Here is a 26,535-nt window from a genome sequence, read left to right on the forward strand (position 1 = left end):
CACCATGTCATCCGAAACACCGCTGCTGATCGACGAACTCGAAACCGCCGACATGCTGATCATCGACGACCTGCATGCCTGGCAGTTCGCGCTGAACGAGGCGCTGCTCGACGATGCCGACGCCGCGGCCGAAGCCAATCAGCCGTTCGCCAGTGAAGGCATCCTGCTGACGATCGATCTGGTCGACGGCCGCACACGCCGCCAGTGGCAGTTCAGCTACAACCAGATCATGGAAGCCCAGCGCCAGCCCGATGGCGAAAGCTGGCTACTGGAAGGCCCGCATCGACTGCAGTGCCTCAGTGCCATCGGCGGCGAGGACGAGTAACGCACCTCTAGCCGCCTCGCCCTGCGCGGGCGACGGCTATTGAACTCGCAGTCGTCCCCTCTCCGGCGGCTGCCGCCGACTTCGCACCCTCCATCAGCGGCCTTTCGATATAGCGATAGCTCAGGCCGGCAACGATTAGCGACATGGTTAAGCAAACCGCCACGCGCGGCAGCAGCGGCTGGTCATCGAGCCAGCTCATGCACAGCAGCCAGACCGGTATATGGCACAGGTACAGCGAGAACGACAGCTGCCCGACTGTCTCCAACGGACGCGACAAGGCGCCGAAGATCGCCTCGCTGGAACAGACAGCCAGCATGAATGGAACAGTCAGCACCAGTGTCGTCGCCGCCCAGCGGAACGACGCGAGCGGTTCCAGCGCGATGGCCAGAAGGCTCGCCGAGACCACCGCCAGACCGATCACCAGCACTTTGCTGCTGGCGGTCATCGCCTCGATGTCGCGCTCGACGACGCGAAACTGATCCAGCGACGACAGCTTCCATAGCAGCAGCCCCATGAACAGGCCGTTCGCCCGGAACAACCACTCGGGCGCGAAAGGATTGGCGAAGCTGAACCACAGCACGATACCGATCACCGCCGGCCAGAACGCCCGGCGCAGCAGGAGCAACAACGGGAACAGCAGGTAGAACTGCACCTCCAGAGCGATCGACCAGAAATAGCCGAAATCTGTCTCATGCAACCCGTTGAAGACATTGGCGAGAAAAAACGCCGCGCTCGCCGTCACGCCGAGCAACGTATCCAGCGAGTAAGCCGGCGCCCCACGCGGCGGCTCGATGACGCTGAACAGCAATACCACTGCCGCCCAGAACCAGGTCGGCAGCAGCACACGGCGGATGCGCTTCTTGTAGAAGGCGTACACAACCTTGGCATCGAAACCCTGCTGCTTGCGCAGAAAGGTCGCGCCCATCAAGTAGCCGGAAATAAGAAAGAACAGATCGACCCCAACGCCTGGCAGGAAGCGCTGCAGCAGGCCGTCCCACCAGTCGGCCTCCGCGCCAACCAGCATCACCGACGCATGGGCCAGCAGCACCATCAGGATCGCCAGCCCACGGAGAAATTGAATATTGCGATTCTTGCCGTGCCGCGCTCCGGCATCACTCATAAGCAGTCCGATATTCGCAAGCCACCGCGACTACCAGCCATTGCCTGGGTCATTCAGGATCGATTCCATTACCTCGGGGCTTTGTTCAACACCTGGCCAGCCTCCCGCTGCGCCCTCGCCTCAACCATGACCAGCCGATACCGGCGTCGTTCAATCCTGGCGCGCCTCACAACATGCAGCCATCGGCGGAGACGTCCGCTATGATCGCGCCCCTCGTCTGCAAGCCCGGTTGCACACCATGTCGTCTCTCGAACTGATCGCCTCGCTGCTTGGCGTAATCGCCGTATGGCTGACGGTGCGCCAGAACCCATGGTGCTGGCCGATCGGGCTGGGCATGGTGTCGCTGTACGCCTGGTTTTTCCTCGACGCCAGGCTGTATTCACAGGTGTTGCTGCATAGTGTTTTCGCCGCAATGCAGCTCTACGGCTGGTGGGCCTGGACGCGAGGTGCCGCAGGCGAACACGGTAGGCCCGTGACCGGCGCCAGCCCGCGTGAGGTGGCTATAGGCATTGCCTGTGCAGCGCTCGGCAGCCTGCTGCTCGGCAGCGCCATGGCGAGCTTCACCGAGGCCGCCTTTCCCTGGATCGACGCCGCACTCACCGCATTCAGCCTGCTCGCACAGCTGTGGATGGCCCTCAAGCGCCTGCAGTGCTGGCTCCTGTGGATCGTCGTGGATGTGCTGTTCATTGGCTTCTTCAGCTATCAGGGCTACTGGCTGACGGCCGGCCTCTACGCGCTGTTCACCGGGCTCGCGATCATGGGGTTGCGAGAGTGGCGCACTGCACTGGTGGCGACGCGATGAAGGTGCTGGTGCTCACCGGTCCGGAGTCCACCGGCAAAAGCTGGCTTGCACAGCGGCTGCTGCACACCTTCGGCGGAATGATGGTGGGCGAATACGTTCGCCATTACATCGAGCAGACGCAACGCGACACGACGCTTGCCGACATTCCTGCGATCGCCCATGGCCAGCTGGACTGGGAAGACGCCGCGAGAATTCAGGCACCGCATCTGCTGATTCTCGACACCCATCTGCTGAGCAACATGCTCTGGAGTCATACGCTGTTCGGCGATTGCCCCGCCTGGCTTGAGGACGAGCTGCTGGCGCGGGATTACCACCAGCACCTGCTGCTCTCGCCCGAGGGAATCGAGTGGCATGGCGACGGTCAGCGCTGTCAGCCTGATCTCAGCGAACGGATGGACTTCTTCCAGGCATGTCGCAGCTGGTTGGTGCAGCGGGACCAGCCCTTCGTCGAGGTCAGCGGCGGCTGGACCGAGCGCGAGTGGCAGGCGATCGCCCACACCCGTGCTCTGCTAGGCGAATGACTGGCCGCAAGCCCTATGGCTGGCGGTCGCGACGCAACAACAGGCCGATGGCAAGCACGACCAACAGGCTACCCGGCAACCAGTGCACACCCATGCGCGCCGGCTGATCGAAGAACAGCAGCAGCATCGAAACGAAGGGCACCAGGTAGCTATAGGCCGTGACCGCACCGGGCGTGAGAACGGACGTCGCTCGCTGCTGCAGGAAGAAAGTCATGGCGCTGGAAAAAACGCCGAGGTAGGTCACCAGCAGCAGATCCAGCAGGTTCATGCGCAGCAGCGACGCCGGTCGCTCCCAGATAAAGCCCATTAGGCCGATCAACAGCGCGCCGGCGATCAGGCTCCAGAAGGTGCGCAAACCTGCCTGTCGCGGCAACGTGCCGTTCGCCAGTCCCCATTTGCTGAGCACTGGGTACAACGCCGAAGCGACACAACCGAAGAAGAAGCCCAGCTCGCCCAGGCCAAACTGCATGCCGGAGAAATCGCCGCCGTTCTCGGCCCATGCCAACCCAAGCGCCCCGCTCGCACCAAGCGCCAGGATAGCCAACAGACGGCCGGCTGGCTGCTCGACACCAAGCCCGCGGCCCAGGCAATAAGCCAGTAGCGGTACGCTGACGAACAGCGTCGCCATCGACAACGCACTGACCCGATGGGCCGCCCAGAACATGGTGCCGAAAAAGCCCGCCAGGCATAGCCCCATGGCGGCGTATAGCAACAGCGTGCGCCAACTCGGTCGCCCTTCGCTCTGGCTCCAGGCCAGCGGCGCCAGGACCAATGCCGCAATGCTGAAGCGCATGGCTGTCAGCAGCAGTGGCGGCAACCCGTCAGTGAGCAAACCCACCGCGGGGAACGACAACCCGACAAATAGCGCCCAGAGCAGCATGCCCAGATGCGCGCGGGTGGTTCCGCCACGGCTATCGCTCATGCGCGCCTCCGGCGTGTGGTTGCCAAGGCTGGTGTTGATGGCGTGCGTATGGTGGCTGCGGTTCAAAAGCTCGCTCCCTGTGAATTGCCTCGCAGCCCATGGGACGATTACAGACGCGAGGGGGACCGTCGAATGACCCTGATCGAGTGACTGAGGTTCGGTTTGCGCGTCACGCTGATGGGGCGCCGGGTGACCGTATCGATGGTGATGTTCCAGAAGCCGGTACTCGGGACGACAATTTTCGCCGGGAATTTATCGAACGCCCCACCATGGTAGGTGTGCCGGCCGCCGTTCTTGAAACTGCGGAAATTGGCATCGTTCATCAGGCGGATGTTGCAGGTCTGCGAGCATTCGATGACGACGATGTCGTCCTCGTTGAGGTGCTCGCGCTGGTGTATGAACTTCATCGACTGCTCCGACAGCGCACATGGCGGCAAAGCGGCCAACGATAGCATGCACACCCGTCGAACCGGACCGGTTGTGAGCCACGCGGGAGGCGCACCATGGTGCGCAGGCCTACGCGCGGGTTGTTCAGTAGCCCGGGTTGTGTATCCTCTGTGCATCCATCCAACTGCTACCCTCCTTCCATGTCCAGCACGTCACTCCCCTGCTCTTCAAGCCTGCCCGCGGGAAGCCGACTGCTGTTTCTCTTCGATACCGGATTGCTGGCCCTGTGGTGAAACGCGGCTCGCCGCGCACTTAACCCATCGCCAACCCAGTTCATCGAGGAATGCCGCCCATGCTTGCGGTCCGTAATACCGTTCAGATCGACGCACCTATCGTGCGCAACGCAACCCGTTGCGGTTTCTTCATGGCCGGCTTCGGCCTGTCCGTTTGGGCGCCGCTGGTGCCCTATGTACGCGAACGCATAGAGATGACAGATGCAGTGTTCGGCCTTTTGCTGCTCTGCATCGGCGTCGGCTCGCTGACCTGGATGCCACTGTCCGGCGTGCTGGTAAGCCGCTGGGGCATCCGCCCGGTGCAGCTGTGCAGCGTCGTGCTTCTGGCGTTGGCGCTGGCCGGCATGGCCCTGACCGACTCGATGCTGTTGCTGGCTCTGGCGCTGTTCTGCTTCGGCGGCAGCCTGGGCGTCATCGACGTAATCATGAACATTCAGGCGGTGCTGGTGGAGACTGCGGTCGGCCGTCGACTGATGTCGAACTTCCACGGCATGTACAGCCTTGGCGCCATCAGCGGCGCACTGATGCTCACCGGCCTGCTGACCCTCGGCCTGGCGCCGGAGATCGGCAGCTTTCTGATGATCGGGCTGATCGTTGCGGCGAACCTCGGCCTGGCCCGCGGCTTTCTGCCGAATCGTGCGCCGGGCGGCGGCTTCGCCTTCGTGCGGCCCACAGGCGTGGTGTTACTCGTAGGCCTGATGTGCTTTGTCGTCTATCTGGCCGAAGGCGCCGTGCTGGACTGGAGCGCGCTTTACCTGACCGGTGAGAAAGGCCTCGAAGTGGCCAAGGGCGGCCTGGGTTACGCAGCCTTCGCCCTCATGGTGACCATCGCGCGCTTCGCTGGCGGCCCGCTGGTCAATGCACTCGGCACGGCCCGCGTCATCGCCTTTGGCGGGTTGCTCGCTGCGTTCGGCATCGGCTTGAGCCTGGCCGCCGAACACTGGGCCGTGGCGCTGATCGGCTACGGATTGTGCGGGTTGGGCTGCGCGAACGTCTCGCCGGTGCTGATTTCGTCCCTGAGCCGGCAGGACGGCATGCCGGTGCAACTGGCCGTCACCGTGGCGACCACCATCGGTTTCGCCGGAGTCCTCGCGGGCCCGGCCATGATGGGCGTGGTCGCGCATTTCAGCTCACTGGGCATGGCCTTCGCGCTGCTCGCCGTCCTGCTGGTCGGCATCGTGCCGTTCTGCCGTCGCTTCACCGCGTGACCCCGGATAGAATGCGCGCCCTATGCGAATCCCAGACCTGCAGCAACGCCTCGCCGATATCGGCGCCAAGCCCCGTCATATCGGGCGAATGACCCGTGCCTGGCTCAGGGGCCTGCCGCTCGATGTCGGCCGGCGCCAACAACAGGCCGAGGACTTCCTGCCGCTGAGCGTGCGCGCAGGGCTGCCGGCGCTGAGCGCCGAGATCGACGGTCTGGCGCGGCTGCGTTCCGAACATCCGGCGGCCGACGGTTCGGCGCGCCTGCTGGTGGAGCTGACCGATGGGCAGATGGTGGAAAGTGTCCTGCTGCCGCGAGACGGCCTGTGCGTGTCCAGTCAGGTCGGCTGCGCCGTTGGCTGCGTGTTCTGCATGACTGGCAAGAGCGGACTGCTGCGTCAGCTGGGCAGTGCCGAGATTGTTGCCCAGGTCGCCCTCGCCCGACGCTTCCGCCCGGTAAAGAAGGTGGTGTTCATGGGCATGGGCGAGCCCGCACACAATCTCGACAACGTGCTCGAAGCCATCGACCTGCTCGGCACGGACGGCGGCATCGGCCACAAGAATCTGGTGTTCTCCACCGTCGGCGACATGCGCGTGTTCGAGCGTCTGCCGCAGCAGCGGGTCAAGCCGGCGCTGGCCCTGTCCCTGCACAGTACCGATGCGGCGCTGCGTCAGGCCCTGCTGCCGCGCGCGCCACAGATCGCACCCGACGAACTGGTCGACCTCGGCGAGGCCTACGCCCGCGCGACCGGATTCCCGATCCAGTACCAGTGGACACTGCTCAAGGGCATCAACGACAACCAGGATGAGATGGATGGCATCCTGCGCCTGCTCAAGGGCAAGTACGCGGTGATGAACCTGATCCCTTACAACAGTCTGGAAGATGACGAATATCAGCGTCCCGATGGCGAGCGCATCGTGCAGATCGTGCGTTACCTGCACAGTCGCGGCGTGCTGACCAAGGTACGCAACTCGGCCGGCCAGGACATCGACGGCGGGTGCGGCCAGCTCCGCGCCCGCGCCGAGCAGGTGCTCGATCGCAAGCGACGCGTTGATCGTGGGGCCTGAACCCACAAGCCCCCGTCACTGTCCCAGCGCAATACTCACGCCGCCCACACCGCCCATCTCAGCAAGGAAAGCGCAAGTCGCATGCACACATTGGAACAACTGGAACGTGGCGAGCTGGCCGGAATACGCCGCCTCGATCTCTCGGCCGACCTGCAGAGCTTCCCGGAGGCGATCTTCGCCCTCGCCGATACGCTGGAAGTGCTGAATCTCTCCGGCAACCGCCTCAAGAGCCTGCCGTCCGACCTGTCCCGTCTGCGCAAGCTGCGCATTCTGTTCTGCTCGGACAACCTCTTCACCGGGGTGCCGGACTGCCTCGGCGACTGCGAGCAGTTGGAGATGATCGGCTTCAAAGCCAATCAGATTCGCCATCTGCCCGCCGCCGCGTTGCCATCGGCGTTGCGCTGGCTGATCCTCACCGACAACCGGCTGCAGGCATTGCCTGACGAGATCGGCAATTGCCGCCACTTGCAGAAACTGATGCTCGCTGGCAACCAGCTGTCTTCGCTGCCGGATTCGCTGGCCAATTGCGTCAACCTGGAATTGCTGCGCATCGCCGCCAACCGCCTGCCAGCGCTGCCCGACTGGGTGCTGACACTGCCGCGACTCAGCTGGCTGGCCGCTGCCGGCAACCCCTTCAGCGACACCAGCGAAGCGATGAGGCTCGCTCGTCATTCGCTGCCGGCGATCCCGCGCGAACAAGTCGTTTTGCACGAGCAACTGGGCCAGGGTGCGTCGGGCATCATCTACCGTGCCGCATGGCAGCCGAGCGGACAGTCGCCCAAGCAAATGGCCGCCAAGCTGTTCAAGGGCCATGTCACCAGCGACGGCCTGCCCCACAGCGAGATGGCAGCCTGCGTATCCGCTGGCGCCCATCCAAATCTGATCGATGTTGCCGGGCCGCTGGCTGATCAGCCGGGCCAAACGCCGGGTCTGCTGATGGATCTGGTCGAGTCGGCCTTCCTGCCGCTGGCTGGTCCGCCGTCGCTGGTCAGTTGCACACGCGATTGCTACGCCGAGGATCGAACCTTTACCGTGGAGCAGGCGCTGCGCATCGCCCGCGGCACCGCCTCGGCGGTCGCTCACCTGCATCAGCGCGGCATCCTGCATGGCGATCTGTACGCCCATAATCTGCTGGTCGATCCAACGGGCGAATGCCTGCTCAGCGATTTCGGCGCTGCCTCGTTCTTCGAGCCGGAGAGTGCCACTGGCCAAGCGCTGCAACGCATCGAATCGCGCGCTTTCGGTTGTCTGCTGGAAGAGTTGCTGCAACGCTGCCCAGACCTCGAAAACGATTCGCATCGGCACACTCTGTTCGAGCTACAGAATCAGTGCATGTCAGAGCAGCCAGAAGGCCGTCCAAACTTCAGTCAGTTGCACACCACTCTCGCCGCGCTCTGACGCGCTTTCCGGAGCGACCCCGCAATGAACTCACCCAAAGCAGACGAAGAACATACGCCCTACCCTAAACCCTACTCGGATGCGGCGGTCGATCAGGACCCGTTCATCCGTGGTTTGAAACAGCGCCTGCCCGAGCACTTGCGTGAATCCTTCAGCGAAGAGCAGCTCGATGCCCTGCGTGGGGTGTTCGGCGCGCGGTCATGGGTCAAGCACCGCGTCGATCTGCGCGGGACGGTGAAGGTGTGGCGCGACCGCTATTACTTCGCAATCGTCGCCGGTCGCAACAAGCGAAACCTGACCCGTCCCCAGCAAAATCTCTCGCTGGTGGCCAAGGCTGCATTGGCGACCTTGTTCCTGCTGTTTTCTGCATTGGTAGGGCTGGTGATCCTGTACGTGCTCAAGTCAGCGCTGGGGATCAATCTTTTCCCGGGATTCTCGTTGGGACTTTGGGACTGGCTCAAAGAGAGTCTCTAGATGAAGCCCGCCACAACGTGCGGCGAGAATGTACCGCTCGACTAGACTCCGGAGAAGCCGCGATTGGAGGCAGTCATGTCCGAGACACCAATGAAAGACGATCAGGAAAAGACTCTGACGCTTCGCGAAATGCTGAGCAGCGTTCTGGCTGCGGCACTGGGCGTACAGAGCGGCAAGAACAGAGCCCGGGATTTCAGCCATGGAAAACCCAGCCACTTCATCATTCTCGGCGTGGGTTTCACCGTTCTGTTCGTGCTGGTGATCCTGGGGTTGGTGAAACTGGTGCTCTATCTGGTTGGGAGCTGAGCTTTTACTACTGATGGCTGACCCAGAAGATCGCGGTGCCCACCGCGAGCATGATCAGACTGAAGATAGCCGCGGCGTCCACCACACTGTCGCGCTGTTCGTTTCTCACGGAAGTTCTCCTCTAGCGGTTCGATGATATCGACAGCTTCTTTGAGGCAGTTAAGACCACTGTTGTGCGTTGCTCAAGGGCAGCGGGTTATAAGTCCATTTGGCTTGGTTTGGTTCTAAACATATTCCCAAACATCACTTTTGCGTATAACCACGAGCTGGTATCGTGCCGCCCTCCCTTAATGGGTGCGCGGCCGTGCGCGCGAATGCTGTAGACAGCCTGAAAACAGGACATTTATGTACGTTTACGATCAGTACGACCAACACATCATCGAGGATCGGGTCCGGCAGTTCCGCGACCAGACTCGCCGCTTCCTGGCTGGCGAACTCGCTGATGAAGAATTCCGCCCGCTGCGCCTGCAGAATGGCCTGTACATCCAGCGCTACGCGCCGATGCTGCGCGTAGCCGTGCCTTACGGGCTGCTGTCCTCCACCCAGGTACGCAAGCTGGCCGAGATCGCACGTCATTACGACAAGGGATACGCGCACATCAGTACCCGGACCAACGTGCAGTTCAATTGGCCCGAGCTGGAAGACGTGCCGGAAATTCTTGCCGAGCTGGCCACCGTGCAGATGCACGCCATCCAGACCAGCGGCAACTGCATCCGCAACACCACCACCGACCAGTTCGCCGGTGTCGCCAAGGACGAGCTGATCGATCCCCGCCCGTGGTGCGAGATCATTCGCCAGTGGTCGACCTTCCACCCCGAATTCGCCTTCCTGCCGCGCAAGTTCAAGATCGCCGTCAACGGCGCGGTCAGCGACCGGGCCGCCATCGAGGTGCACGATATCGGCCTGGAAGCGGTGAAGAACGAGGCCGGCGACCTGGGCTTCCGCGTTTCGGTCGGTGGCGGCCTCGGCCGGACCCCGATCGTCGGCAGCTTCATCAACGAATTTCTGCCTTGGCAGCACCTGTTGAGCTATCTCGACGCCATCCTGCGGGTCTATAACCGCTATGGCCGTCGTGACAACAAGTTCAAGGCACGCATCAAGATTTTGGTCAAGGCGCTCACGCCAGAAGTTTTTGCCGAGCGCGTCGATGCCGAATGGGCGCATCTCAAGGACGGCCCGACGACGCTGACCGAAGCTGAAGTTCAGCGTGTCAGCAAGTTTTTCGTCGATCCGGAGTACAAAGCCCTGGAAGACCAGAGCGCTGCGCTCGCCCAGCTGGACGCAGAGCATCCAGGCTTTGCCCGCTGGCGCCAGCGCAACGTGGTCGCACACAAGAAGCCCGGCTACGCGGCAGTCACCCTCTCGCTGAAGAGCACTGGCGTGGCGCCCGGCGACGTCACCGACAAGCAGCTCGATGCCATCGCCGATCTGGCCGATCGCTACAGCTTCGGCGAGGTGCGCAACTCCCACGAGCAGAACATGATTCTGGCCGATGTCGAGCAGGCCAAGCTGTTCGAGCTGTGGCATGAACTGCGCGAATTGGGTCTGGCCACGCCGAACATCGGCCTGCTGACCGACATCATCTGCTGCCCTGGCGGCGACTTCTGCTCGCTGGCCAACGCCAAGTCGATCCCAATCGCCGAATCCATCCAGCGTCGCTTCGATAACCTCGATTACCTGTTCGACCTGGGCAACATCGACCTGAACATCTCAGGCTGCATGAACGCCTGCGGTCACCACCATGTCGGCCATATTGGCATTCTGGGCGTGGACAAGAAGGGCGCGGAGTTCTACCAGGTTTCGCTGGGCGGCAGTTCCGGCCGTGACGCGAGCCTCGGCCAGATCCTCGGCCCATCCTTCGCCCAGGACTCGATGCCAGATGTGATCGAAAAGATCATCAACGTTTACGTGGAGCAGCGTACCGAAGATGAACAGTTCATCGACACTTACCGCCGCATCGGCATTGATCCCTTCAAGGAGCGCGTCTATGCAGCGAATCATTAAGAACGATCAACTGGTCGACGAGACCTGGCATCTGCTGCCCAAGGAACAGACGCTCGACGACCTGTGCAATAGCGACGATCTGATCGTGCCGCTGCATCTCTGGCTGGACCATGCCCATGCGCTGAAAGCCCGCGACGGCGGCCTCGGGGTCTGGCTCGATGCCAACGAGCAGATCGAGGACATCGCAGACGACCTGGCGCACTTCCAGGTCATCGCGCTGAATTTCCCCAGCTTCACCGACGGCCGCCACTACTCCAGTGCCCGCCTTTTGCGCGAGCGCTACGGCTACAAAGGCGAGATCCGCGCCATCGGCGATGTGCTGCGGGACCAGCTGTTCTACATGCGTCGCTGCGGCTTCGATGCGTTCGCCATTCGCGCCGATCGGGACCCGGTCGACGCGCTGGAAGGCTTGAAGGACTTTTCGGTGACCTATCAGGCCGCGGCCGACGATGAGCGCCCGCTGTTCCGCCGTCGCCAGAGCTGATACCAGCCCGGTCGATTGCGACAAATAAAAAGCCCGCCTATTGGCGGGCTTTTCATTGCTTCATTGATACATCCAGAAGTTGGGGTGTTCGACCGGCGTGGTGACTACATCGGCCTTTTTTCCGGCAGCGATCTGTTTGATCTTCTCGGCGAGCTTCTTCATGAGACATTTCCTCGGTTGCGATCAGGAGTGGCGCTAGATTCCGCCAATTACCGCTGCCGAGGAAATTCATTGCCACTATCGCGGCGATAAGCCAGCACGTGTGGAATTCAGTCCACGCGGACCAGCACTCGACCCACCTGGCCGCCGGCCAGAATGCGCACGATCGCCGTCGGTAACTCCTCCAGCCCGACCTCCTGCGAGAGGTCGTCCAGATTGGCCAGCTTCCACTGCAGCGATAGCTTGTCCCACATGGAAGCCTTGACTACCAGCGGGATCTCCACCGAATCAACACCCAGCAGATTCACGCCGCGAAGAATGAACGGAAGCACGCTGGCCTGGAAATGCGTCCCGGCGGTAAGGCCGCAACAGGCCACGCTGGCACCGCGCTGTAGCGACTTCACCACGTTGAACAGGATGTCTCCGCCAACGGTGTCCACCGCCCCGCCCCATTGTTCCTTGAGCAACGCTTTCTCCACACCAGCCTGCAGTGCGGCGCGCTCGACGATCTGGCTAGCCCCCAGGCGAGTAAGGAAGTCCGCCTGATCAGCCTTGCCCGTGACCGCCGCAACCTTGTAGCCAAGACTGGCCAATAGCGCCACCGCTATGCTGCCAACGCCACCCGTCGCGCCAGTGACCAGCACGGGCGCTTCGCCTGGCTCAAGACCCGCCTGTTCCAGCTTGTCGACGCAGAGGGCCGCGGTCAGCCCGGCCGTGCCGAGGATCATAGCCTCGCGCAACGAAAGCCCCTGCGGGCGCTTGATCACCCAGGCCGCCGGAACGCGGATGTACTGGCCGAAGCCACCGGCGGTGTTCATGCCCAGGTCGTAGCCCGTGACAATCACCTCATCGCCTTCGGCGAACTCACCGACGCTGGACGAAGCCACGACACCCGCGGCGTCGATGCCTGGCGTATGGGGAAATGAGCGGGTCACGCCGCGATTGCCGCTCGCCGATAGCGCATCCTTGAAGTTCAGCGAGGAGTAATGCACCCGAATGAGTACCTCACCGGCTGGCAGCTCGTCGGTAGTACGTTCGACGATACGGGTTTCGAAACGACCCTCGGTCGTCTCGCTGACTTGTAGTGCCTTGAAGCTGCTCATGCGGTTCCCCTTGTCATTGCCAAAAACGTTGTTCGTTCAGCCGGCTCCAGCCTTTCAGCAAGCCGTGCTCCATAACCGTACTGGCCGCCATGCCGAAGCGCTCGGGCAGGCTTTTCTTCTGTATGTAATGCAACTGGAACAGTTCCGCTTCCTGAGCGCGCTCGGCGAGATACTGATCGCTGGTCTTGAGTTCGTCCGCCAGATGCTTGCCCAACGCGGCAATGCCCAGCCACACCTCTCCCGTCGCCACGTCATCTATCGACAGGTTCTGCCGGTAACGCGCGACGAAGTTCTTGAACAGCTCGTGGGTCGTCTCCAGGTCTTCCTGGAACTTCTCGCGGCCCTTCTCGGTGTTCTCGCCGAACACGGTCAACGTGCGCTTGTACTCGCCAGCGGTCAGCACTTCGAAATCGACATCGTGCTTCTTCAGCAGTCGATGCACATTCGGCAGCTGTGCCACCACGCCAATGGAACCGAGAATGGCGAACGGTGCGGTGAGAATGCGATTGCCGATACAGGCCATCATGTAGCCGCCGCTGGCTGCGACCTTGTCGACACAGACGGTCAGAGGCACGCCGGCATCTCGAATGCGCACCAGCTGCGAGGCAGCCAGGCCATAGCCATGGACCATGCCGCCACCACTTTCCAGGCGCAACACCACCTCATCCTGCGGCGTCGCCATGGTCAGCAGCGCGGTGATCTCGTGGCGCAGGTTGTCTACTGCAGACGCGCGAATATCGCCATCGAAATCGAGAACGAAGACTCGAGCTGGAGACTCGGCCTTCCTGTTCTGCTTGGCCGCCTTCGCTTCGCGCTTGCGCAATGCCTTGAACGCGTCCTTCTCCATTACGGCCTGCTCCAGGCGCTCACGCATGGATTTGTAGAATTCGTTGAGCTTGTGCACCTCGAGGTGCCCACCACTCTGTTTGCTGCGCCCCCGCCGCATCGAAGCCAGCGCGATGAGCACGATCACGATCGCCACGACCAACGTGACGGTCTTTGCCAGGAAGCTGGCATAGTCGACAAGAAATTCCACGTATCCCCCTCGATGAGTTCCGATCGCCGACAAACTACCTTCGGCGGCATGCCGCCAGCATACCGGCGGGCCTGTACCTGAGCCAGCGCGAGCGATTCAAACAAACGTTCGAATTATCGTTGACACTCCCGAACGATGTCCCTACCCTCGCGAAAAACAGTGCCGGCCGGAGCAGCAGCATGGGCAGTATCTACCTGATCAGGCATGGTCAGGCGTCTTTCGGCGCAGAAAACTACGACGTGCTGTCCCCGCTGGGATATCGCCAGTCCGAAGCCTTGGGTGACTACCTGGCGCAACTCGATGTGTCTTTCGATAGATGCCTGAGCGGCGAGCTGGAACGCCAGCAGAATACCGCCCGCGCCACGCTGGCGAGGCTAGGCGCTCAGCCTGAGCTTGAAGTCGATGCTGCCTTCAATGAGTTTCACGCCGATGCGGTTATCCGCGCGCATCTTCCCGACCTGCTCCAGGTGGAGCCGAATGCGATGCACATCCTGCGCAACGCCGCCGATCATCGTGCCGACTTTCAGCGCCTGTTCACCCATGTAGTGCATCGCTGGATATCCGGTGAACATGAGAAGGACGACCTGGAGAGCTGGCAGCACTTTCTCGACCGTGTACGTGGTGGTCTTGAGCGCGTTCTCGATCAAGCCGGCAAACGCGACCGTATCGCCATCTTCACCTCCGGTGGAACTATCACCGCGCTGCTGCAACTGATCATAGGCGTGCCGCCGATCAAGGCGTTCGAGATGAACTGGCAGATCGTCAACACCTCGCTCAGCCTGTTGAAATTTCGTGATCGGGATGTCGCGCTGGCTTCGTTCAACAGCCATGCGCACCTGCAACTCCTGAAGAATCCGGAGCTCGTCACCCATAGATGAGCCCAGCCCCAAGCGGCCAAAAGCTGCGTGTACCCATAACGACCAAAAAGGAAACCCTCATGAGCAACGTCGCCGAGACTTTCAAAGGCATGCAGTCGAAGTTCAACCCCAGCGCCGCTGCCGGCCTGGATCTGGTCTTCCAGTTCAACATCACTGATGCCGAAAACTACTACCTGGTGGTCAAGGATGGTACCTGCGATCTGCAGCAGGGCGATTCCAACGACGCCAACGTCACTCTGATCATGGACAGCGAAACCATGCAGGGCATCGTTAGCGGCGAAACCGACGGCATGCAGGCCTTCATGGCCGGCAAGCTGCGCGCCGAAGGCGACATGATGCTGGCCATGAAGCTCAGCGAACTGTTCCCAGCCTGAGGCGAAAGCTGATTGCTGAGATGCAAAGGAACCGAAGTCTCAGACTTCGGTTTTTTTATGCCAGCGATTCATACGCGGACGAATCAGGGAGCTTGATTAACCAGCAACACTCCGGCCAATAACAGCGCGCATCGCTTGGTCTACGCAACCTTGAGCATTAGATTACTGAATCATCTTGGGCACCGAACATAAGTAGAAGGGATAACAATGGCGCTTACAGATCAAACCACCCGCGTCCGTGCAGGCGAGGAGTTGCCGGTCGATATCATCGACCAATACTTGAAGGCGCATATCCCTGGCCTGAACGGTACACCGCAGATTTCCCAGTTTCCCGGCGGCGCATCGAATCTGACCTACCTGCTGCAGTATCCCGATCGCGATCTGGTCTTGCGCCGCCCTCCCTTCGGACACAAAGCTAAATCAGCCCACGACATGGGCCGCGAATTTCGCATTCTCAATCAGCTCAACGAAGGCTTTCCCTACTGCCCGAAGGCGTACGTGTACTGCACCGATGATTCAGTGATAGGCGCGGAGTTCTACGTGATGGAGCGCGTCAACGGCATCATCCTGCGCTCGGAGCTGCCGCCGGAACTGAGCCTCGATGAAGGCCAGACCCGTGCCCTCTGCGAGAGCTTCATCGACAAGTTCGTCGACTTGCACAATGTCGACTATCAGGCCTGCGGCCTCGGCGACCTGGGCAAGCCGGAAGGCTACGTGAAGCGCCAGATCGAGGGTTGGAGCGAGCGCTACGAACGCGCCATCACTCCCGATGCGCCCGCCTGGGAGGCGGTGAAGGCCTGGCTGAAGGACAAGATGCCGGCGGATCACCCTAAGCCGGGAATCATTCACAACGACTACCGTTTCGACAACGTCATCCTCAACCCGGATAACCCGATGGAGATCATCGGCGTACTGGACTGGGAAATGACCACTATCGGCGATCCGCTGATGGATCTGGGCAATACGCTGGCCTACTGGATCGAAGCCGCTGATCCCCAGCCAATGCAGGCAATGCGTCGCCAACCGAGTCATCTACCCGGCATGCATACCCGGCAGGGCTTCGTCGATTACTACGCGCAACGAGCCGGGATCGAGATTCCCTGCATCGATTTCTACTACACCTATGGCCTGTTTCGCCTGGCTGGAATCGTTCAGCAGATCTACTACCGCTTCTATCACGGTCAGACCCAGGACCAGCGTTTCGCCTCATTCATCCACATGAACAAGTTGCTCGAACACAAGGCGCTGCAAGTGATCGGGCAATCGACGCTCTGAAGCTATCCAAACCCTGTGGCACGCCACAGGACCGAACAAGAAAAGAGGAACGACCATGTCCAAGACAACCCTGTTCGACCTAGACGGCAAAATCGCCTTCGTTTCCGGCGCCAGCCGCGGTATCGGCGAAGCCATCGCCAAACTGCTCGCGCAGCAAGGCGCCCATGTGATCGTATCCAGCCGCAAGATCGAAGGCTGCCAGGCGGTAGCCGACGCGATCATCGCTGAAGGCGGCAAGGCCACCCCGGTCGCCTGTCACATCGGCGAGATGGAACAGATCCAGTCAGTGTTTGCCCAGATCCGCGAACAGTTCGGCCGCCTCGATATTCTGGTCAACAATGCGGCGACCAATCCCCAGTTCTGCCACGTGCTGGATACCGATGTTTCGGCCTTCCAGAAAACCGTCGACGTGAATATCCGCGGCTACTTCTACATGTCCATCGAAGCCGGCAAGCTGATGCGCGAACACGGCGGCGGCAGCATCATCAACGTCGCTTCCATCAACGGGGTAACGCCCGGCAACTTCCAGGGCATCTACTCGATCACCAAGGGCGCCGTGATCAACATGACCAAGGCCTTCGCCAAGGAATGCGCGCAGTTCGGTATTCGCTGCAATGCCCTGCTGCCAGGCCTGACCGATACCAAATTCGCCTCAGCGCTGGTCAAGAACGAGTCCATCCTGGAGATGGCACTGCAGCACATCCCGTTGAGCCGGGTCGCCCAGCCGAGCGAAATGGCCGGTGCGGTGCTCTACCTGGCCAGCGACGCGTCCAGCTACACCACCGGCGTGTCGCTGAACGTCGACGGTGGTTATCTGGCCTGATCGTTCGCCGCACAAAAAAGGGAGCCAAGCGGCTCCCTTTTTTGTCTGCCCACGCTTACCAGTTCTTCAGTGCCTCGGTCGCAGCGGCATTCACCGGTTTCGCCAGTAGCCCCGTAGGCGCCAGTTCCACGGCATAGACGGCCCCATCGGCGATTGGCATGTAGTCGACACGAAGTACTTGCGGTTCTAGGAAGTTCAGATCGCGGCGTTCGAGCTGCAGCGCGTCCCATATATCCACGCCCAGAGGGTTCTCGCTCAGTACAACGCGACCATGGCGGGCGATGTTCTGTTGCTCCACGGCGAGATATCGTCCGGAAAGCCGCTCCAGTCGATACCCTGACTCCAGACCTATCAGCTCAGCCAGGCTCTTCCAGCGAAGCAGATTGAGATCGAGCTGCCATAGATCACCTTCCAGCATCACCGTTCGCGTCTCGTTGCCCTGTTCCAGGCTGACTTCGTAACGCTGCGGACCCTGGGCGTGGAAACTCACAGTGACCAGCGGCTTCTTGTCAGGCAGCGCAGCGTAGGTGCTGACGTCGTAGCCAATCAGGCCAATCAATCCGGCGAACAACAGGACCAAAAAGCCGCAAGTCCCGCGCAACCATCCCATCAGCCAGTGCCCCCCCAGTAGCAAGCGCAGCGCGACCAGCAATACGATCACAGCCAGCAGTGCGATCACGATCGCAAGCCCGAGATATTGCATAACCATGCGTCCTTTCAATTGGGTGCGACATTATCCGCAGGAGCAATCAGAGCAGCCAGCATCTGCATGGGACGGCCATCACGCGCTGACACTCTTGTCTATCAGGACGTGGATCTCGGTCATACGAGCAAGCTCTTTCGCCGACGTGGCCAGTCGCATTATCCTCCGCTGCCGTTCTGCCTATTGAGGCCCGCATGCCCTTCGCACTTGAGCTCGCGCTCGATCCTGCCACGCTGGTGATTCTGGTCGCCGTAGCTTTCACTGCAGGGTTCATCGACGCCATCGCCGGGGGCGGCGGGTTGTTGACCATTCCTGCCCTGCTGACTGCCGGCCTACCACCGCATCTCGTGCTGGGCACCAACAAGCTGTGCGCCGCATTCGGCTCGGCCACAGCCAGCTACACCTTCTATCGCCGCCGACTATTCGAGCCGGGCCTGTGGCGACGAGCGCTCACGGGCACGGCGATCGGCGCCGCAGTTGGCGCAGTAGTCGCGCAATTCATGCCGGCAAGCTGGCTTAACCAGCTATTGCCGCTGGTGGTTTCTGCCTGCGGGATCTATCTGCTCTTCAGCCATATGCCGGCCAAATCAGCCAGCGATGCAGTGGTCATCGGCCGCAGACGCCAATGGCCACAGAGCCTTTCACTGGGCTTTTACGACGGCGTAGCCGGCCCGGGAACCGGCGCCTTCTGGACGGTCAGCAGCATGCTGCTCTACCCGCTCGACCTGCTGAGAGCGAGCGGCGTGGCGCGGACGATGAATTTCGTCAGCAATGCCATGGCGCTTGCAGTATTCATAATCGGCGGTCACGTCGCCTGGGTGCTGGGCATTGGGATGGGGCTGGCCTTGATGGCAGGGGCCTACCTCGGCGCGCGCACGGCGATCCGCGGTGGCTCGCGGTTCATCCGTCCGGTATTCATTCTGGTCGTACTGGCGATGAGTCTGCGGCTAGCCTGGCAACACTGGTTCGGGGTGGCCTAGCCGACGGGCCAGATAAAGCTCGATCAGATAGCGGGCGATGGATTGGCGCGCGGGCAACGCCGGCAGGTTGTCGATGGCGAACCAACGGGCATCCTCGATTTCCTCGGGCTGCAGCACGATATCGCCACCGGCATATTCCGCGTGGAATCCGAGCATGAGGGAATGGGGAAACGGCCAGCCCTGGCTGGCGATGTACTGCGGCGCATGAATGGCCACACCGACTTCTTCTCTTACCTCGCGTGCGACACACTGCTCCACCGACTCACCCGGCTCAACATAACCGGCCAGCGTGCTGTAGACACCAGGCGCGAAACGCGGTGAGCGCGCCAGCAACAGTTCGTCTCCACGGGTGACCAGGACGATCATGCTCGGTGAAAGCCGCGGATAGTGCTGAACTCCACAGGCTGGACAGTACATGGCACGCTCACCGGCTCGCGCCTGCATGGGCGAGCCACAGCTGCCACAGAAACGATGCTGGCTGACCCAGGTACCGATCTGCGTGGCATAGCCGAGGAGCCGGAACAGATCGCGATCGTCCTCCTGCATGAACTGGCGCAGGCCCTGCCAGCGCGCGCCTGGCACATCGGCCGGAAAGTCCAGTTCGAAAAGAAACACCGGCTCTCCGTCGAAGTGCCCCAGACCCTGTTCGCTGAGCAGCGGCAGATCCAGGCGCTTGAGCCAGTCCCGCGGAAAGAGCGCACCGTTGCCATCGAGCAGAAACTGTTGCCGGCAGTGCACCACCGCCCAGCCCCCAGCCATCAAGGGATCGAGCAGCGCCGCCTGCCAGCGCAAGCTCATCAGGCGGCTACCGGCATGCCCAGCGCGCGTACGCTCTCGCTGGCCAGATCAAGCACGCTCACGCGCGAGTCGTCACGTCGCAATACCGCACCACCTTCAAGGTAGTACTCCAGGCTGGTCAGCGCATCGGCCAGAGTTTCCAGCAGTTGCTCGGGGGGCATCTGGTTCGATTCGAGCATGTGCTTTTGAATGAAATCAGCGCAGGCGCCGATCAGGTCCGCCGCGCGCTCCTGCTCAAGAAAACGCAGACCGCCGCGCACGGCCTGCAGGCTGAACGGCACGTTGGCCAGGTGCAATTTCTCCCCGTTGGACTCGAGATAAGCGGTGATTGCCCGCTTGGCCAGCGCCAGGCCTGCGGTCGCCTCATCGATTACCACGATGCACGCTTCGGTGAGCTGGTGATTGGCAAAGGCTTCCGCTTCCATGCCGGGTCGGGCGACCTGAGGCTTGCTATCGCGTCGATCGCCGCGCTCGAGGCTGGCGACCATGCTCTCGACATACAGCACGGCATCGGCAAGACGCTGGATGACATGCGGTTCCGGCGCATGCTCCAGGCTCCAGCCAGACACGTCACCCAGCTGCGCCTGCAGCGTGCTGGCCGCAGATGAAAGGCCAACCATGCCGAGGGTCTTGGCCATCTTCCCGAGCAGGTTATGCAGGTTCGAGTAGGCTTCCGCCTGGGCGGTACCTCGCTCGATCAGATCCAGCAGATCCTTCAGGCTCGCCAGTTCCTCACGGATCGCCGAGGACAGCGAACGCATGACGGCCTGGCCCGGGCCGGCCAGGCGCTGGGATTCATCTTCCAGCAGGTGGTCGGTGAACGGCAGCGAACCCAGCGAGAACACCTGACGGACCTGGCTGGCGATAGGCCCATGGGTGTCCGCCAGCGCGACGACGTATAGCAGCTCTTTGAGCAGGCTGCGTGGCGCCTCGTATGCAGGGTTGCCAATGACCTGCTTGAGTTCCCGGTCCAGACGGGAAAACAGCTGCTTGCGCGACTTGCGCGGCAATAGCTGGCCGTCCAGTTGCGATTCGACAGCGGCGCTGCCGATCCAGCACAGCCGACCTCCTGGCGACTCGACGAAGAGATGATCCAGCCGCGTCAAAGCGCGGCCCATGAGTTTCAGGCTGGCTGGCAGATTCTCTTCACGAATGAAGCCGAGCAACCCGACCTGATACATCTGACGCAGCCGCCGGGCCTCGGCAACTGGCGCGACTCCCGAACGAACCGGCACGTCCAACGCAGGACGGGCATGGTCGAGCCGGACGCTGAAAAAGAAACTTTCCGGCAACGGCGGCTGCGCGCACGCCTGGCGCAGCGCGTTGATGGCTGGAAGCAGCAGCTCGGGGATTTCCTGGCGGCTGGCATCGACGCTTTCCAGATAACGCCGCAGCACGTAGAGCGCGTTGCTCAGCGCGGCGAGTTGCACGTCGCGGTCCTCGCCGGCGCCGACCGGGATGTCGGTAGCCAGCTGCAGTATTTCTTGCGCGAGCAACTCGGCGCCGGTCAGCTCGATGAGGTTGAGCGTGCCGCGCACCTGCTTGAGGTTCTCCACGGCCTGCTGCAACAGGCCGCCGTTGTTGCGGTCGATGATGAAATGCTCGAGGCTCTGCTCGGCTTCTTCCATGGTGGCGAACAGTTCGTCACGTACCAGACCGAGTGAAGTAGCTCCAGTAACCATGCCTAGTGCGCCTCCCGCGCAAACGTGTGGTGACGCATCAGTCGGCAAAGTCCGGCTTCTGTTTGCTCATATGAGCGGCGATGGCGACCTTGATGTCGGCCGACTGCAGCATGGCCGCATTCCAGGTGGCGATGTACTCGAGACCATCGTCGACCCGGTGATCGCGCATGTAACGGATCATCTCCTTGGTGCCGCGAATGGCGAGCGGTGATTTGCTGGCGATGTCACGGACCAGCTCCAGCACGGCGTCCATCAGCATCTGCTGATCGGCATAGGTGCGATTGACCAGCCCGATGCTGCGCGCTTCCTCGCCGCTGATGGTGCGGCCGGTAAAGGCCAGTTCGCGCATCATGCCATCGCCGATGATGCGAGGTAGCCGCTGCAAGGTGCCGACATCGGCCGCCATGCCCATGTCGATTTCCTTGATCGAGAATTTCGCGTCCGCCGTGCTGTAACGCATGTCGCAAGCGGAGATCAGATCGATGGCGCCGCCCAGACAGTAACCCTGGATCGCGGCGATGACCGGCTTGCGGCAGTTGTCCACGGCATTGAACGATGCCTGCAGAGAGAGGATCTTGCGCCGCAGCTGCTCTGCATTGCGGCCGACGTCGTTGCCAAGCTGGCTGCCGACCGAAGCGAGCATCTGCAGGTCTATACCGGAAGAGAAGTGGTCACCGGCGCCACTTAGGACGACTACGCGCACTTCGTCGGTTGCATCGATCCAGTTGAAGATATCGATGATTTCCGACCAGAACGCAGCGTCCATCGCATTGATCTTTTCAGGCCGATTGATCACGACGCGGGCAATCTTGTCTGCCAACTCTACGCGGAAGGCTTTGTATTCGGTCACGCTATCATCCTCGACAGCAAGGGCGCATGGGGAGCGCCGTGGCGGGCAAACCCGTACGACGGCGGGCAACTATAACAACTGCCACCACGACGAGTGAATGTCGATGCAGACGATGTGATACAGACCACGCCGCCAGACGACCTGTTCATGCCGTTGTAGACGGTGGCGAGCATCGACGCATCATTCTTCGCGGATACAGTCGACGGTGTACACACATCCATCCGCGCCTGCCTCATGTTGCAGGCCATGAACGTCGGCATCGAACCCGGGGAAACGCTCGGCGAAATCACGGGCGAAACGAAGGTAATCGAGAATCGAGCGAGTCTCTTCGGTAAAGCGCTCGCCCGGCATGATCAACGGGATACCCGGCGGATACGGCACCAGCATGACCGCCGCGATCCGGTCCTGCAGTGCCTCGATCGGCACCGCTTCGACCTCGCCGCGAACCAGCTTGTCATAGGCTTGGGCCGGAGTCATCGCAGGCTCCGGCAACGCCGTGTACATCCTGCGCATGGCCCGCGCCGTGGCATTTTCGCAATAACAGGCATGCAGCGCATCGCAGAGATCACGCAGCCCCATACCCGTATAGGCCGCTGCACCGGCGCGCGCAATTGATGGCAGGGCCTCGACCAGCGGGATATTGGCGTCGTAGTGACGCTTGAACTCCAGCAACTCGGTCAGCAGGGTGCTCCACTTGCCCTTGGTGATGCCCATGGAGAAAAGCACCAGCATCGAATACAGCCCGGTTTTTTCCACCACCAGACCACGTTCCCAGAGAAACTTGCTGACCACCGCCGCCGGTATGCCACTTTCACCCAGCGCGCCGGATGCGGTAAGGCCCGGAGTGACGAGCGTGACCTTGATTGGGTCGAGCAGTACGTAATCGTCGGCGATATCGCCGAAGCCATGCCAGTCAGCCGTTGGCTCAAGAAGCCAGTCCGGGGTCACCAGCGCCTCGGCGCCGTCGACCAGCGGTGGCTGCCAGATGCTGAACCACCAGTCGTCGGCATCGATGTGCTGGCGCAGGTTGGCCAGCGCCCGACGAAAGCTCAGCGCCTCATCGAACGTCTCTTGAATCAACGAGCGTCCCGCCGGGCCTTCCATCATGGCCGACGCCACGTCCAGCGATGCGAGGATGCCGTACTGCGGCGAGGTGGAGATGTGCATCATGAAGGCTTCGTTGAAGCGATCGCGGTCGAGCTGCCGTGTCTGGCTGTCGAGCACATGGATCATCGAGGCCTGGCTGAACGCTGCCAGCAGCTTGTGCGTCGAGTGGGTGGTGAACACCAGCGGGCCCTGCTCCCGCGTATCCATGCCGTAGCGGCCGTCATAGAACTCGTGGAATGCTGCGTAGGCGTACCAGGCCTCGTCGAAGTGCAGCACTTCTACGTTGTCAGCCAGGGTGCGCTTGATCAGGTTGGCGTTGTAGCAGAGCCCGTCGTAGGTCGAGTTCGTCACCACCGCCAGCTTGACCTTCGGCGGTCGGCCACGCGCCAGCGGGTTGGCGGCGATCTTCGCCTGGATGGACTCGCGAGTGAATTCTTCCAGCGGAATCGGGCCGATGATGCCCAGCTCGTTGCGCGTCGGGCTCATGTACAGCGGTATCGCGCCCGTCATGATGATGGCGTGCAGAATCGATTTGTGGCAGTTGCGATCCACCAGCACCAGATCGTCCCGCGCGACCATCGAATGCCAGACGATCTTGTTCGCCGTCGAGGTGCCATTGATCACGAAGAACGTGTGGTCGGCGCCGAAGTTTCGCGCAGCGCGGGCTTCAGCAGCCGCAACCGGCCCGGTGTGATCGAGCAGCGAGCCAAGCTCGGGCACCGAAACCGACAGGTCCGAGCGCAAGGTGTTTTCACCGAAGAACTGGTGGAACGCCTGGCCGACCGGACTCTTGCGGTAGGCCACGCCCCCACCGTGTCCCGGCGTATGCCAGGAATAGTTCGACTCGCCGGTATGGCGTACCAGCGCGCTGAAAAACGGTGGCAGCAGATCCTCTAGATAACCGCGTGCGGCGCGGGCGACCTGGCGCGCCAGAAACGGCACGGTGTCCTCGTACAGGTAAAGCAGGCCACGCAACTCGTTGAGATCGGCCATTGCTTCGGCAGGCGCATTCTCGATGGTGATCTGCTCACCCAGCGCGAAGATCGGCAGACGCGGCGCGCGGCGACGAGCGACGCGGATCAGTTCCACCACGTCGTGCAGCAGGCGCTGATTGTCACCGGCGCCTTCTGCCGCAACCAGGATGCAGGCCAGCCCATGGTGCGTGGAGGCGACGATTCGTCCCTCGTTCGAGCTGGCTGTAGGCAGGATATTGAAGCCGTCGCGCTCCAGTTCGGAAGCGATGCCGCGCACTCGCTCACCGGCAACGGTGTCGGCCTTTATGTCACGGTGAACGATGAGGATGGGGAATTTCAGGTCTTTGTACATGCGCACTCTCTGCGAACGATCCACCTACAGGGTAGAAGCGTCCGCAGCAAAGGAACAGCGCATTGAAACGAGCGGTTGTGAGGCAGCGTCGCAAGCAGGCGGCAATGCCGAGCCATTCAGACTTCGAGCTGAGTCCAGAGCGGAGCGGCCCCGGCGGCTTTCTCGATCGCTGCCATTCGCGCCATGTGCGCGGCAACCTCTTCTTCGGTAGCGCGCAGCACCGCAGTGCGCGGCCGATCGGCCGGTAGCCGGCGGATCGGCGTGGGCTGGGGGCGACCGCCGTCGGAACTTTCACCATCACCCGCGAGGGACAGATTGGTCTGCCCGCCGGTCATGGTCAGCCAGACGTCGGCGAGAATCTCGGCATCGAGCAGAGCGCCGTGCAGATCGCGGCCCGAGTTGTCCACGCCGTAGCGTTTGCACAAGGCATCGAGGCTGTTGCGCTGGCCCGGGTGACGCTCCCGAGCCATCAGCAGGGTATCGAGCACCGAGCAGTGGTCGGTGATCTCGGCACGCTCCTGCTGACCGAGCAGCGCGAACTCGTTATTGATGAAGCCAAGGTCGAACGCGGCGTTGTGGATGACCAGCTGCGCGTCCTTGATGAACTCGAAGAACTCGTCGGCGATGTCGCGGAACCGCGGCTTGTCGACAAGAAACTCGTTGGTGATGCCGTGAACGGCGATCGCGCCCTCGTCCACTTCACGATCAGGTTGCAGATAGACGTGGTAGTGCCGCCCGGTCAGGCGGCGGCCGATGACTTCGACACAGCCAATCTCGATGATCCGGTGGCCATCGGTCACCGGCATGCCGGTCGTTTCGGTATCCAGCACTACGCTGCGCATATCGTTTAGCTCACTTACACAATCGGTTGTCGTTTGGCCTGTACTACGCCGCGATTCGCAAGCAGGTCGGCATGCTCGTTACCGGGATGGCCGGTATGACCGCGAACCCACTCCCAGCTCACCTGATGGCGGTTGACCTGCTCGTCGAGCTGCTGCCAAAGGTCGGCATTCTTCACCGGCTGCTTGCTCGCCGTTTTCCACCCGCGCTTCTTCCAGTTGGGCATCCAGTCGTTGATGCCCTGCATGACGTACTGCGAGTCGGTCACCAAACGAACCTTGCACGAGCGCTTCAGCTCCGCCAACCCGCGGATTGCCGCCATGAGCTCCATGCGGTTGTTGGTGGTGTCGGGCTCGCCGCCCCAGAGCTCACGCTTGACGCCCTTATAAATAAGTAGCGCCCCCCAGCCGCCCGGGCCGGGATTGCCCTTGCAGGCACCGTCGGTGTAGATCTCGACCCAATCGTCGCTCATGTGGATTGCTTACTCTGTTTGCCGACAGGCTCGGGGCGTCAAGGGAGTCGGTGTTGTTCGGCTTCGCGGCGGCTGACTTTGGCGACGGGCATCGGCAATAGCTTGCCCATGCGTTCGCGCCGCTCCTGGCGCAAGGGCCGCAGGCCGATCATCAACTTGCGCGCGACCAGCAGATAGAAACCGCCAGTTGGCGCCTGCAACTGCTGCCCGACGGACTCCAGACGAGACAACCGCGCCTGCCAGTCGCTCGAAGAAAGCGGCGGACAATAGCATCCGAAGCGACGTTTCTCCAGCGCGAATCCCAGCAGGTTCAGCCAGTCCCCTACCCTTGACGGACGAATGCAACGCGCCTGCCGAAACGCCTCGCGAGAGACCAGATGACGCAGGCCCCAGGCACTCCAGGGGTTGATACCGACGATCAGCAGATGCCCGCCCGGACGAACGCCACGCGCCGCTTCACGCAACAACCCATGGGGCGACAGGCTGAAATCCAATGCATGCTGCAGCACCACGACATCAGCAGCATGCTCGCCGAGCGGCCAGGCCTGCTCCTCGCAATGAATCTCCACACCAGGCAGTGGCGCACCGAGGCGAACGCTGCGTTTGATGTTCTGTGGTTGCACCGGCTCGCCGCTGAACGGACCGTTGTGCACCAGATAGCTGCCGAAACAACGCGCCAGCTCTTCGGTCAGGACTTGCTTCTCCTGAACCAGCAACTGCTGGCCCAGCGGCCCCTCGAACCAGGCGGACGCCTCATTGATCATGGACAGCCACTGGTCGCTGCCTTGGGTGGACGGTCGATCGTTCATCGCTCGGCTCCGT

The 26,535-nt window shown here is 61.8% G+C and carries 28 protein-coding genes; 15 read left to right on the forward strand and 13 right to left on the reverse strand.

The genetic code is table 11. From position 1 onward, the window contains the following. The first annotated feature begins 4 nt into the window (after positions 1 to 4). Positions 5 to 325 (forward strand): DUF5629 family protein, encoded by a 321-nt coding sequence (locus BM275_RS07610; RefSeq protein WP_090520392.1) that lies wholly within the window; start codon positions 5 to 7, stop codon positions 323 to 325. 7 nt (positions 326 to 332) lie between these two features. Here the strand turns inward: BM275_RS07610 and BM275_RS07615 are convergent, their stop codons facing one another. After that, a complete protein-coding gene (locus BM275_RS07615) occupies positions 333 to 1,445 on the reverse strand; it encodes an acyltransferase family protein (protein WP_090520396.1) in 1,113 nt (370 codons plus the stop codon). Positions 1,446 to 1,683: 238 nt separating this feature from the next. Between BM275_RS07615 and pnuC the strand changes: the two genes are divergently transcribed. Continuing rightward, on the forward strand, positions 1,684 to 2,247 hold the full coding sequence (gene pnuC / locus BM275_RS07620) for a nicotinamide riboside transporter PnuC (RefSeq protein ID WP_090520521.1): 564 nt from the start codon (positions 1,684 to 1,686) through the stop codon (positions 2,245 to 2,247). Continuing rightward, positions 2,244 to 2,768, forward strand: coding sequence for an AAA family ATPase (locus BM275_RS07625; RefSeq protein ID WP_090520399.1), 525 nt, complete (start codon positions 2,244 to 2,246; stop codon positions 2,766 to 2,768). The genes pnuC and BM275_RS07625 overlap by 4 nt, the downstream gene beginning before the upstream one ends. A 13-nt stretch (positions 2,769 to 2,781) precedes the next feature. On the opposite strand, the gene BM275_RS07630 is transcribed toward BM275_RS07625, so the two are convergent. Then, a complete protein-coding gene (locus tag BM275_RS07630) occupies positions 2,782 to 3,756 on the reverse strand; it encodes a DMT family transporter (RefSeq protein ID WP_090520401.1) in 975 nt (324 codons plus the stop codon). A 41-nt stretch (positions 3,757 to 3,797) separates the two neighbouring features. Continuing rightward, positions 3,798 to 4,097, reverse strand: a complete 300-nt coding sequence (locus BM275_RS07635) for a DUF1883 domain-containing protein (RefSeq protein WP_003279791.1) — start codon at positions 4,095 to 4,097, stop codon at positions 3,798 to 3,800. A gap of 332 nt (positions 4,098 to 4,429) precedes the next feature. Here BM275_RS07635 and BM275_RS07640 point away from each other — a divergent pair, with 332 nt between their 5' ends. The 7 genes from BM275_RS07640 (at position 4,430) to BM275_RS07670 (ending at position 11,307) form a co-directional block, all read left to right on the forward strand. After that, positions 4,430 to 5,578, forward strand: coding sequence for an MFS transporter (locus BM275_RS07640; protein WP_041013732.1), 1,149 nt, complete (start codon positions 4,430 to 4,432; stop codon positions 5,576 to 5,578). Between the two features lie 22 nt (positions 5,579 to 5,600). After that, complete coding sequence (locus BM275_RS07645) at positions 5,601 to 6,641, forward strand: RNA methyltransferase (RefSeq protein WP_090520404.1); 1,041 nt, start codon at positions 5,601 to 5,603, stop codon at positions 6,639 to 6,641. 81 nt (positions 6,642 to 6,722) lie between these two features. Further along, positions 6,723 to 8,039: a leucine-rich repeat-containing protein kinase family protein gene (locus tag BM275_RS07650; protein ID WP_046618976.1), complete on the forward strand. Its 1,317-nt coding sequence runs from the start codon at positions 6,723 to 6,725 to the stop codon at positions 8,037 to 8,039. Between the two features lie 24 nt (positions 8,040 to 8,063). Continuing rightward, entirely contained in the window at positions 8,064 to 8,513 is a 450-nt protein-coding gene (locus tag BM275_RS07655) for a 3-phosphoshikimate 1-carboxyvinyltransferase (RefSeq protein WP_046618974.1), read from the forward strand. Between the two features lie 90 nt (positions 8,514 to 8,603). Beyond that, positions 8,604 to 8,819: a DUF2970 domain-containing protein gene (locus BM275_RS07660; protein WP_023445301.1), complete on the forward strand. Its 216-nt coding sequence runs from the start codon at positions 8,604 to 8,606 to the stop codon at positions 8,817 to 8,819. 345 nt (positions 8,820 to 9,164) lie between these two features. After that, on the forward strand, positions 9,165 to 10,823 hold the full coding sequence (locus tag BM275_RS07665) for a nitrite/sulfite reductase (protein WP_023445300.1): 1,659 nt from the start codon (positions 9,165 to 9,167) through the stop codon (positions 10,821 to 10,823). Next, positions 10,807 to 11,307 carry a DUF934 domain-containing protein gene (locus BM275_RS07670; protein WP_041013729.1) on the forward strand — a complete coding sequence of 167 codons (501 nt, stop codon included), beginning with the start codon at positions 10,807 to 10,809 and terminating at the stop codon, positions 11,305 to 11,307. The genes BM275_RS07665 and BM275_RS07670 overlap by 17 nt, the downstream gene beginning before the upstream one ends. A 269-nt stretch (positions 11,308 to 11,576) precedes the next feature. Here BM275_RS07670 and BM275_RS07675 read toward each other — a convergent pair whose 3' ends face one another. Next, a complete protein-coding gene (locus BM275_RS07675) occupies positions 11,577 to 12,569 on the reverse strand; it encodes a YhdH/YhfP family quinone oxidoreductase (RefSeq protein WP_090520406.1) in 993 nt (330 codons plus the stop codon). A gap of 13 nt (positions 12,570 to 12,582) precedes the next feature. After that, positions 12,583 to 13,605 (reverse strand): protease SohB, encoded by a 1,023-nt coding sequence (gene sohB / locus BM275_RS07680; RefSeq protein WP_041013728.1) that lies wholly within the window; start codon positions 13,603 to 13,605, stop codon positions 12,583 to 12,585. A gap of 179 nt (positions 13,606 to 13,784) precedes the next feature. Between sohB and BM275_RS07685 the strand changes: the two genes are divergently transcribed. The 4 genes from BM275_RS07685 (at position 13,785) to BM275_RS07700 (ending at position 16,955) form a co-directional block, all read left to right on the forward strand. Continuing rightward, positions 13,785 to 14,483, forward strand: coding sequence for a histidine phosphatase family protein (locus BM275_RS07685; protein ID WP_041013727.1), 699 nt, complete (start codon positions 13,785 to 13,787; stop codon positions 14,481 to 14,483). A gap of 59 nt (positions 14,484 to 14,542) precedes the next feature. Further along, positions 14,543 to 14,857 carry an SCP2 sterol-binding domain-containing protein gene (locus tag BM275_RS07690; RefSeq protein ID WP_090520408.1) on the forward strand — a complete coding sequence of 105 codons (315 nt, stop codon included), beginning with the start codon at positions 14,543 to 14,545 and terminating at the stop codon, positions 14,855 to 14,857. Positions 14,858 to 15,064: 207 nt separating this feature from the next. Further along, positions 15,065 to 16,132, forward strand: coding sequence for a phosphotransferase family protein (locus BM275_RS07695; RefSeq protein WP_014820130.1), 1,068 nt, complete (start codon positions 15,065 to 15,067; stop codon positions 16,130 to 16,132). Between the two features lie 55 nt (positions 16,133 to 16,187). Continuing rightward, a complete protein-coding gene (locus tag BM275_RS07700) occupies positions 16,188 to 16,955 on the forward strand; it encodes an SDR family oxidoreductase (protein ID WP_023445295.1) in 768 nt (255 codons plus the stop codon). A gap of 55 nt (positions 16,956 to 17,010) precedes the next feature. Here BM275_RS07700 and BM275_RS07705 read toward each other — a convergent pair whose 3' ends face one another. Then, positions 17,011 to 17,658, reverse strand: a complete 648-nt coding sequence (locus BM275_RS07705; protein WP_090520523.1) for a hypothetical protein — start codon at positions 17,656 to 17,658, stop codon at positions 17,011 to 17,013. 194 nt (positions 17,659 to 17,852) lie between these two features. Here BM275_RS07705 and BM275_RS07710 point away from each other — a divergent pair, with 194 nt between their 5' ends. Beyond that, the gene (locus BM275_RS07710; RefSeq protein WP_090520410.1) at positions 17,853 to 18,638 is read left to right on the forward strand and encodes a TSUP family transporter; all 786 of its coding nucleotides are present in this window, start codon (positions 17,853 to 17,855) and stop codon (positions 18,636 to 18,638) included. Here BM275_RS07710 and nudC read toward each other — a convergent pair. The 7 genes from nudC to BM275_RS07745 all read right to left on the reverse strand — a co-directional run bounded on the left by nudC (position 18,606) and on the right by BM275_RS07745 (position 26,522). Continuing rightward, positions 18,606 to 19,436: an NAD(+) diphosphatase gene (gene nudC, locus BM275_RS07715; RefSeq protein WP_090520412.1), complete on the reverse strand. Its 831-nt coding sequence runs from the start codon at positions 19,434 to 19,436 to the stop codon at positions 18,606 to 18,608. The two genes, BM275_RS07710 and nudC, sit on opposite strands and share 33 nt — an antisense overlap. Next, a complete protein-coding gene (locus BM275_RS07720; protein WP_045666311.1) occupies positions 19,436 to 21,118 on the reverse strand; it encodes a FimL-related protein in 1,683 nt (560 codons plus the stop codon). The genes nudC and BM275_RS07720 overlap by 1 nt, the downstream gene beginning before the upstream one ends. A gap of 37 nt (positions 21,119 to 21,155) precedes the next feature. After that, positions 21,156 to 21,968 (reverse strand): crotonase/enoyl-CoA hydratase family protein, encoded by an 813-nt coding sequence (locus BM275_RS07725; protein WP_090520414.1) that lies wholly within the window; start codon positions 21,966 to 21,968, stop codon positions 21,156 to 21,158. 180 nt (positions 21,969 to 22,148) lie between these two features. Beyond that, positions 22,149 to 24,401 (reverse strand): Orn/Lys/Arg family decarboxylase, encoded by a 2,253-nt coding sequence (locus BM275_RS07730; protein WP_090520417.1) that lies wholly within the window; start codon positions 24,399 to 24,401, stop codon positions 22,149 to 22,151. A gap of 116 nt (positions 24,402 to 24,517) precedes the next feature. Further along, a complete protein-coding gene (dnaQ, locus tag BM275_RS07735; protein ID WP_044315820.1) occupies positions 24,518 to 25,243 on the reverse strand; it encodes a DNA polymerase III subunit epsilon in 726 nt (241 codons plus the stop codon). A gap of 14 nt (positions 25,244 to 25,257) precedes the next feature. Continuing rightward, entirely contained in the window at positions 25,258 to 25,713 is a 456-nt protein-coding gene (gene rnhA, locus BM275_RS07740; protein WP_014820122.1) for a ribonuclease HI, read from the reverse strand. A 38-nt stretch (positions 25,714 to 25,751) separates the two neighbouring features. Then, a complete protein-coding gene (locus tag BM275_RS07745) occupies positions 25,752 to 26,522 on the reverse strand; it encodes a class I SAM-dependent methyltransferase (RefSeq protein WP_014820121.1) in 771 nt (256 codons plus the stop codon). Positions 26,523 to 26,535: the final 13 nt, after the last annotated feature.

Source organism: Stutzerimonas kunmingensis (assembly GCF_900114065.1).
Classification (GTDB): Bacteria; Pseudomonadota; Gammaproteobacteria; order Pseudomonadales; family Pseudomonadaceae; genus Stutzerimonas; species Stutzerimonas kunmingensis.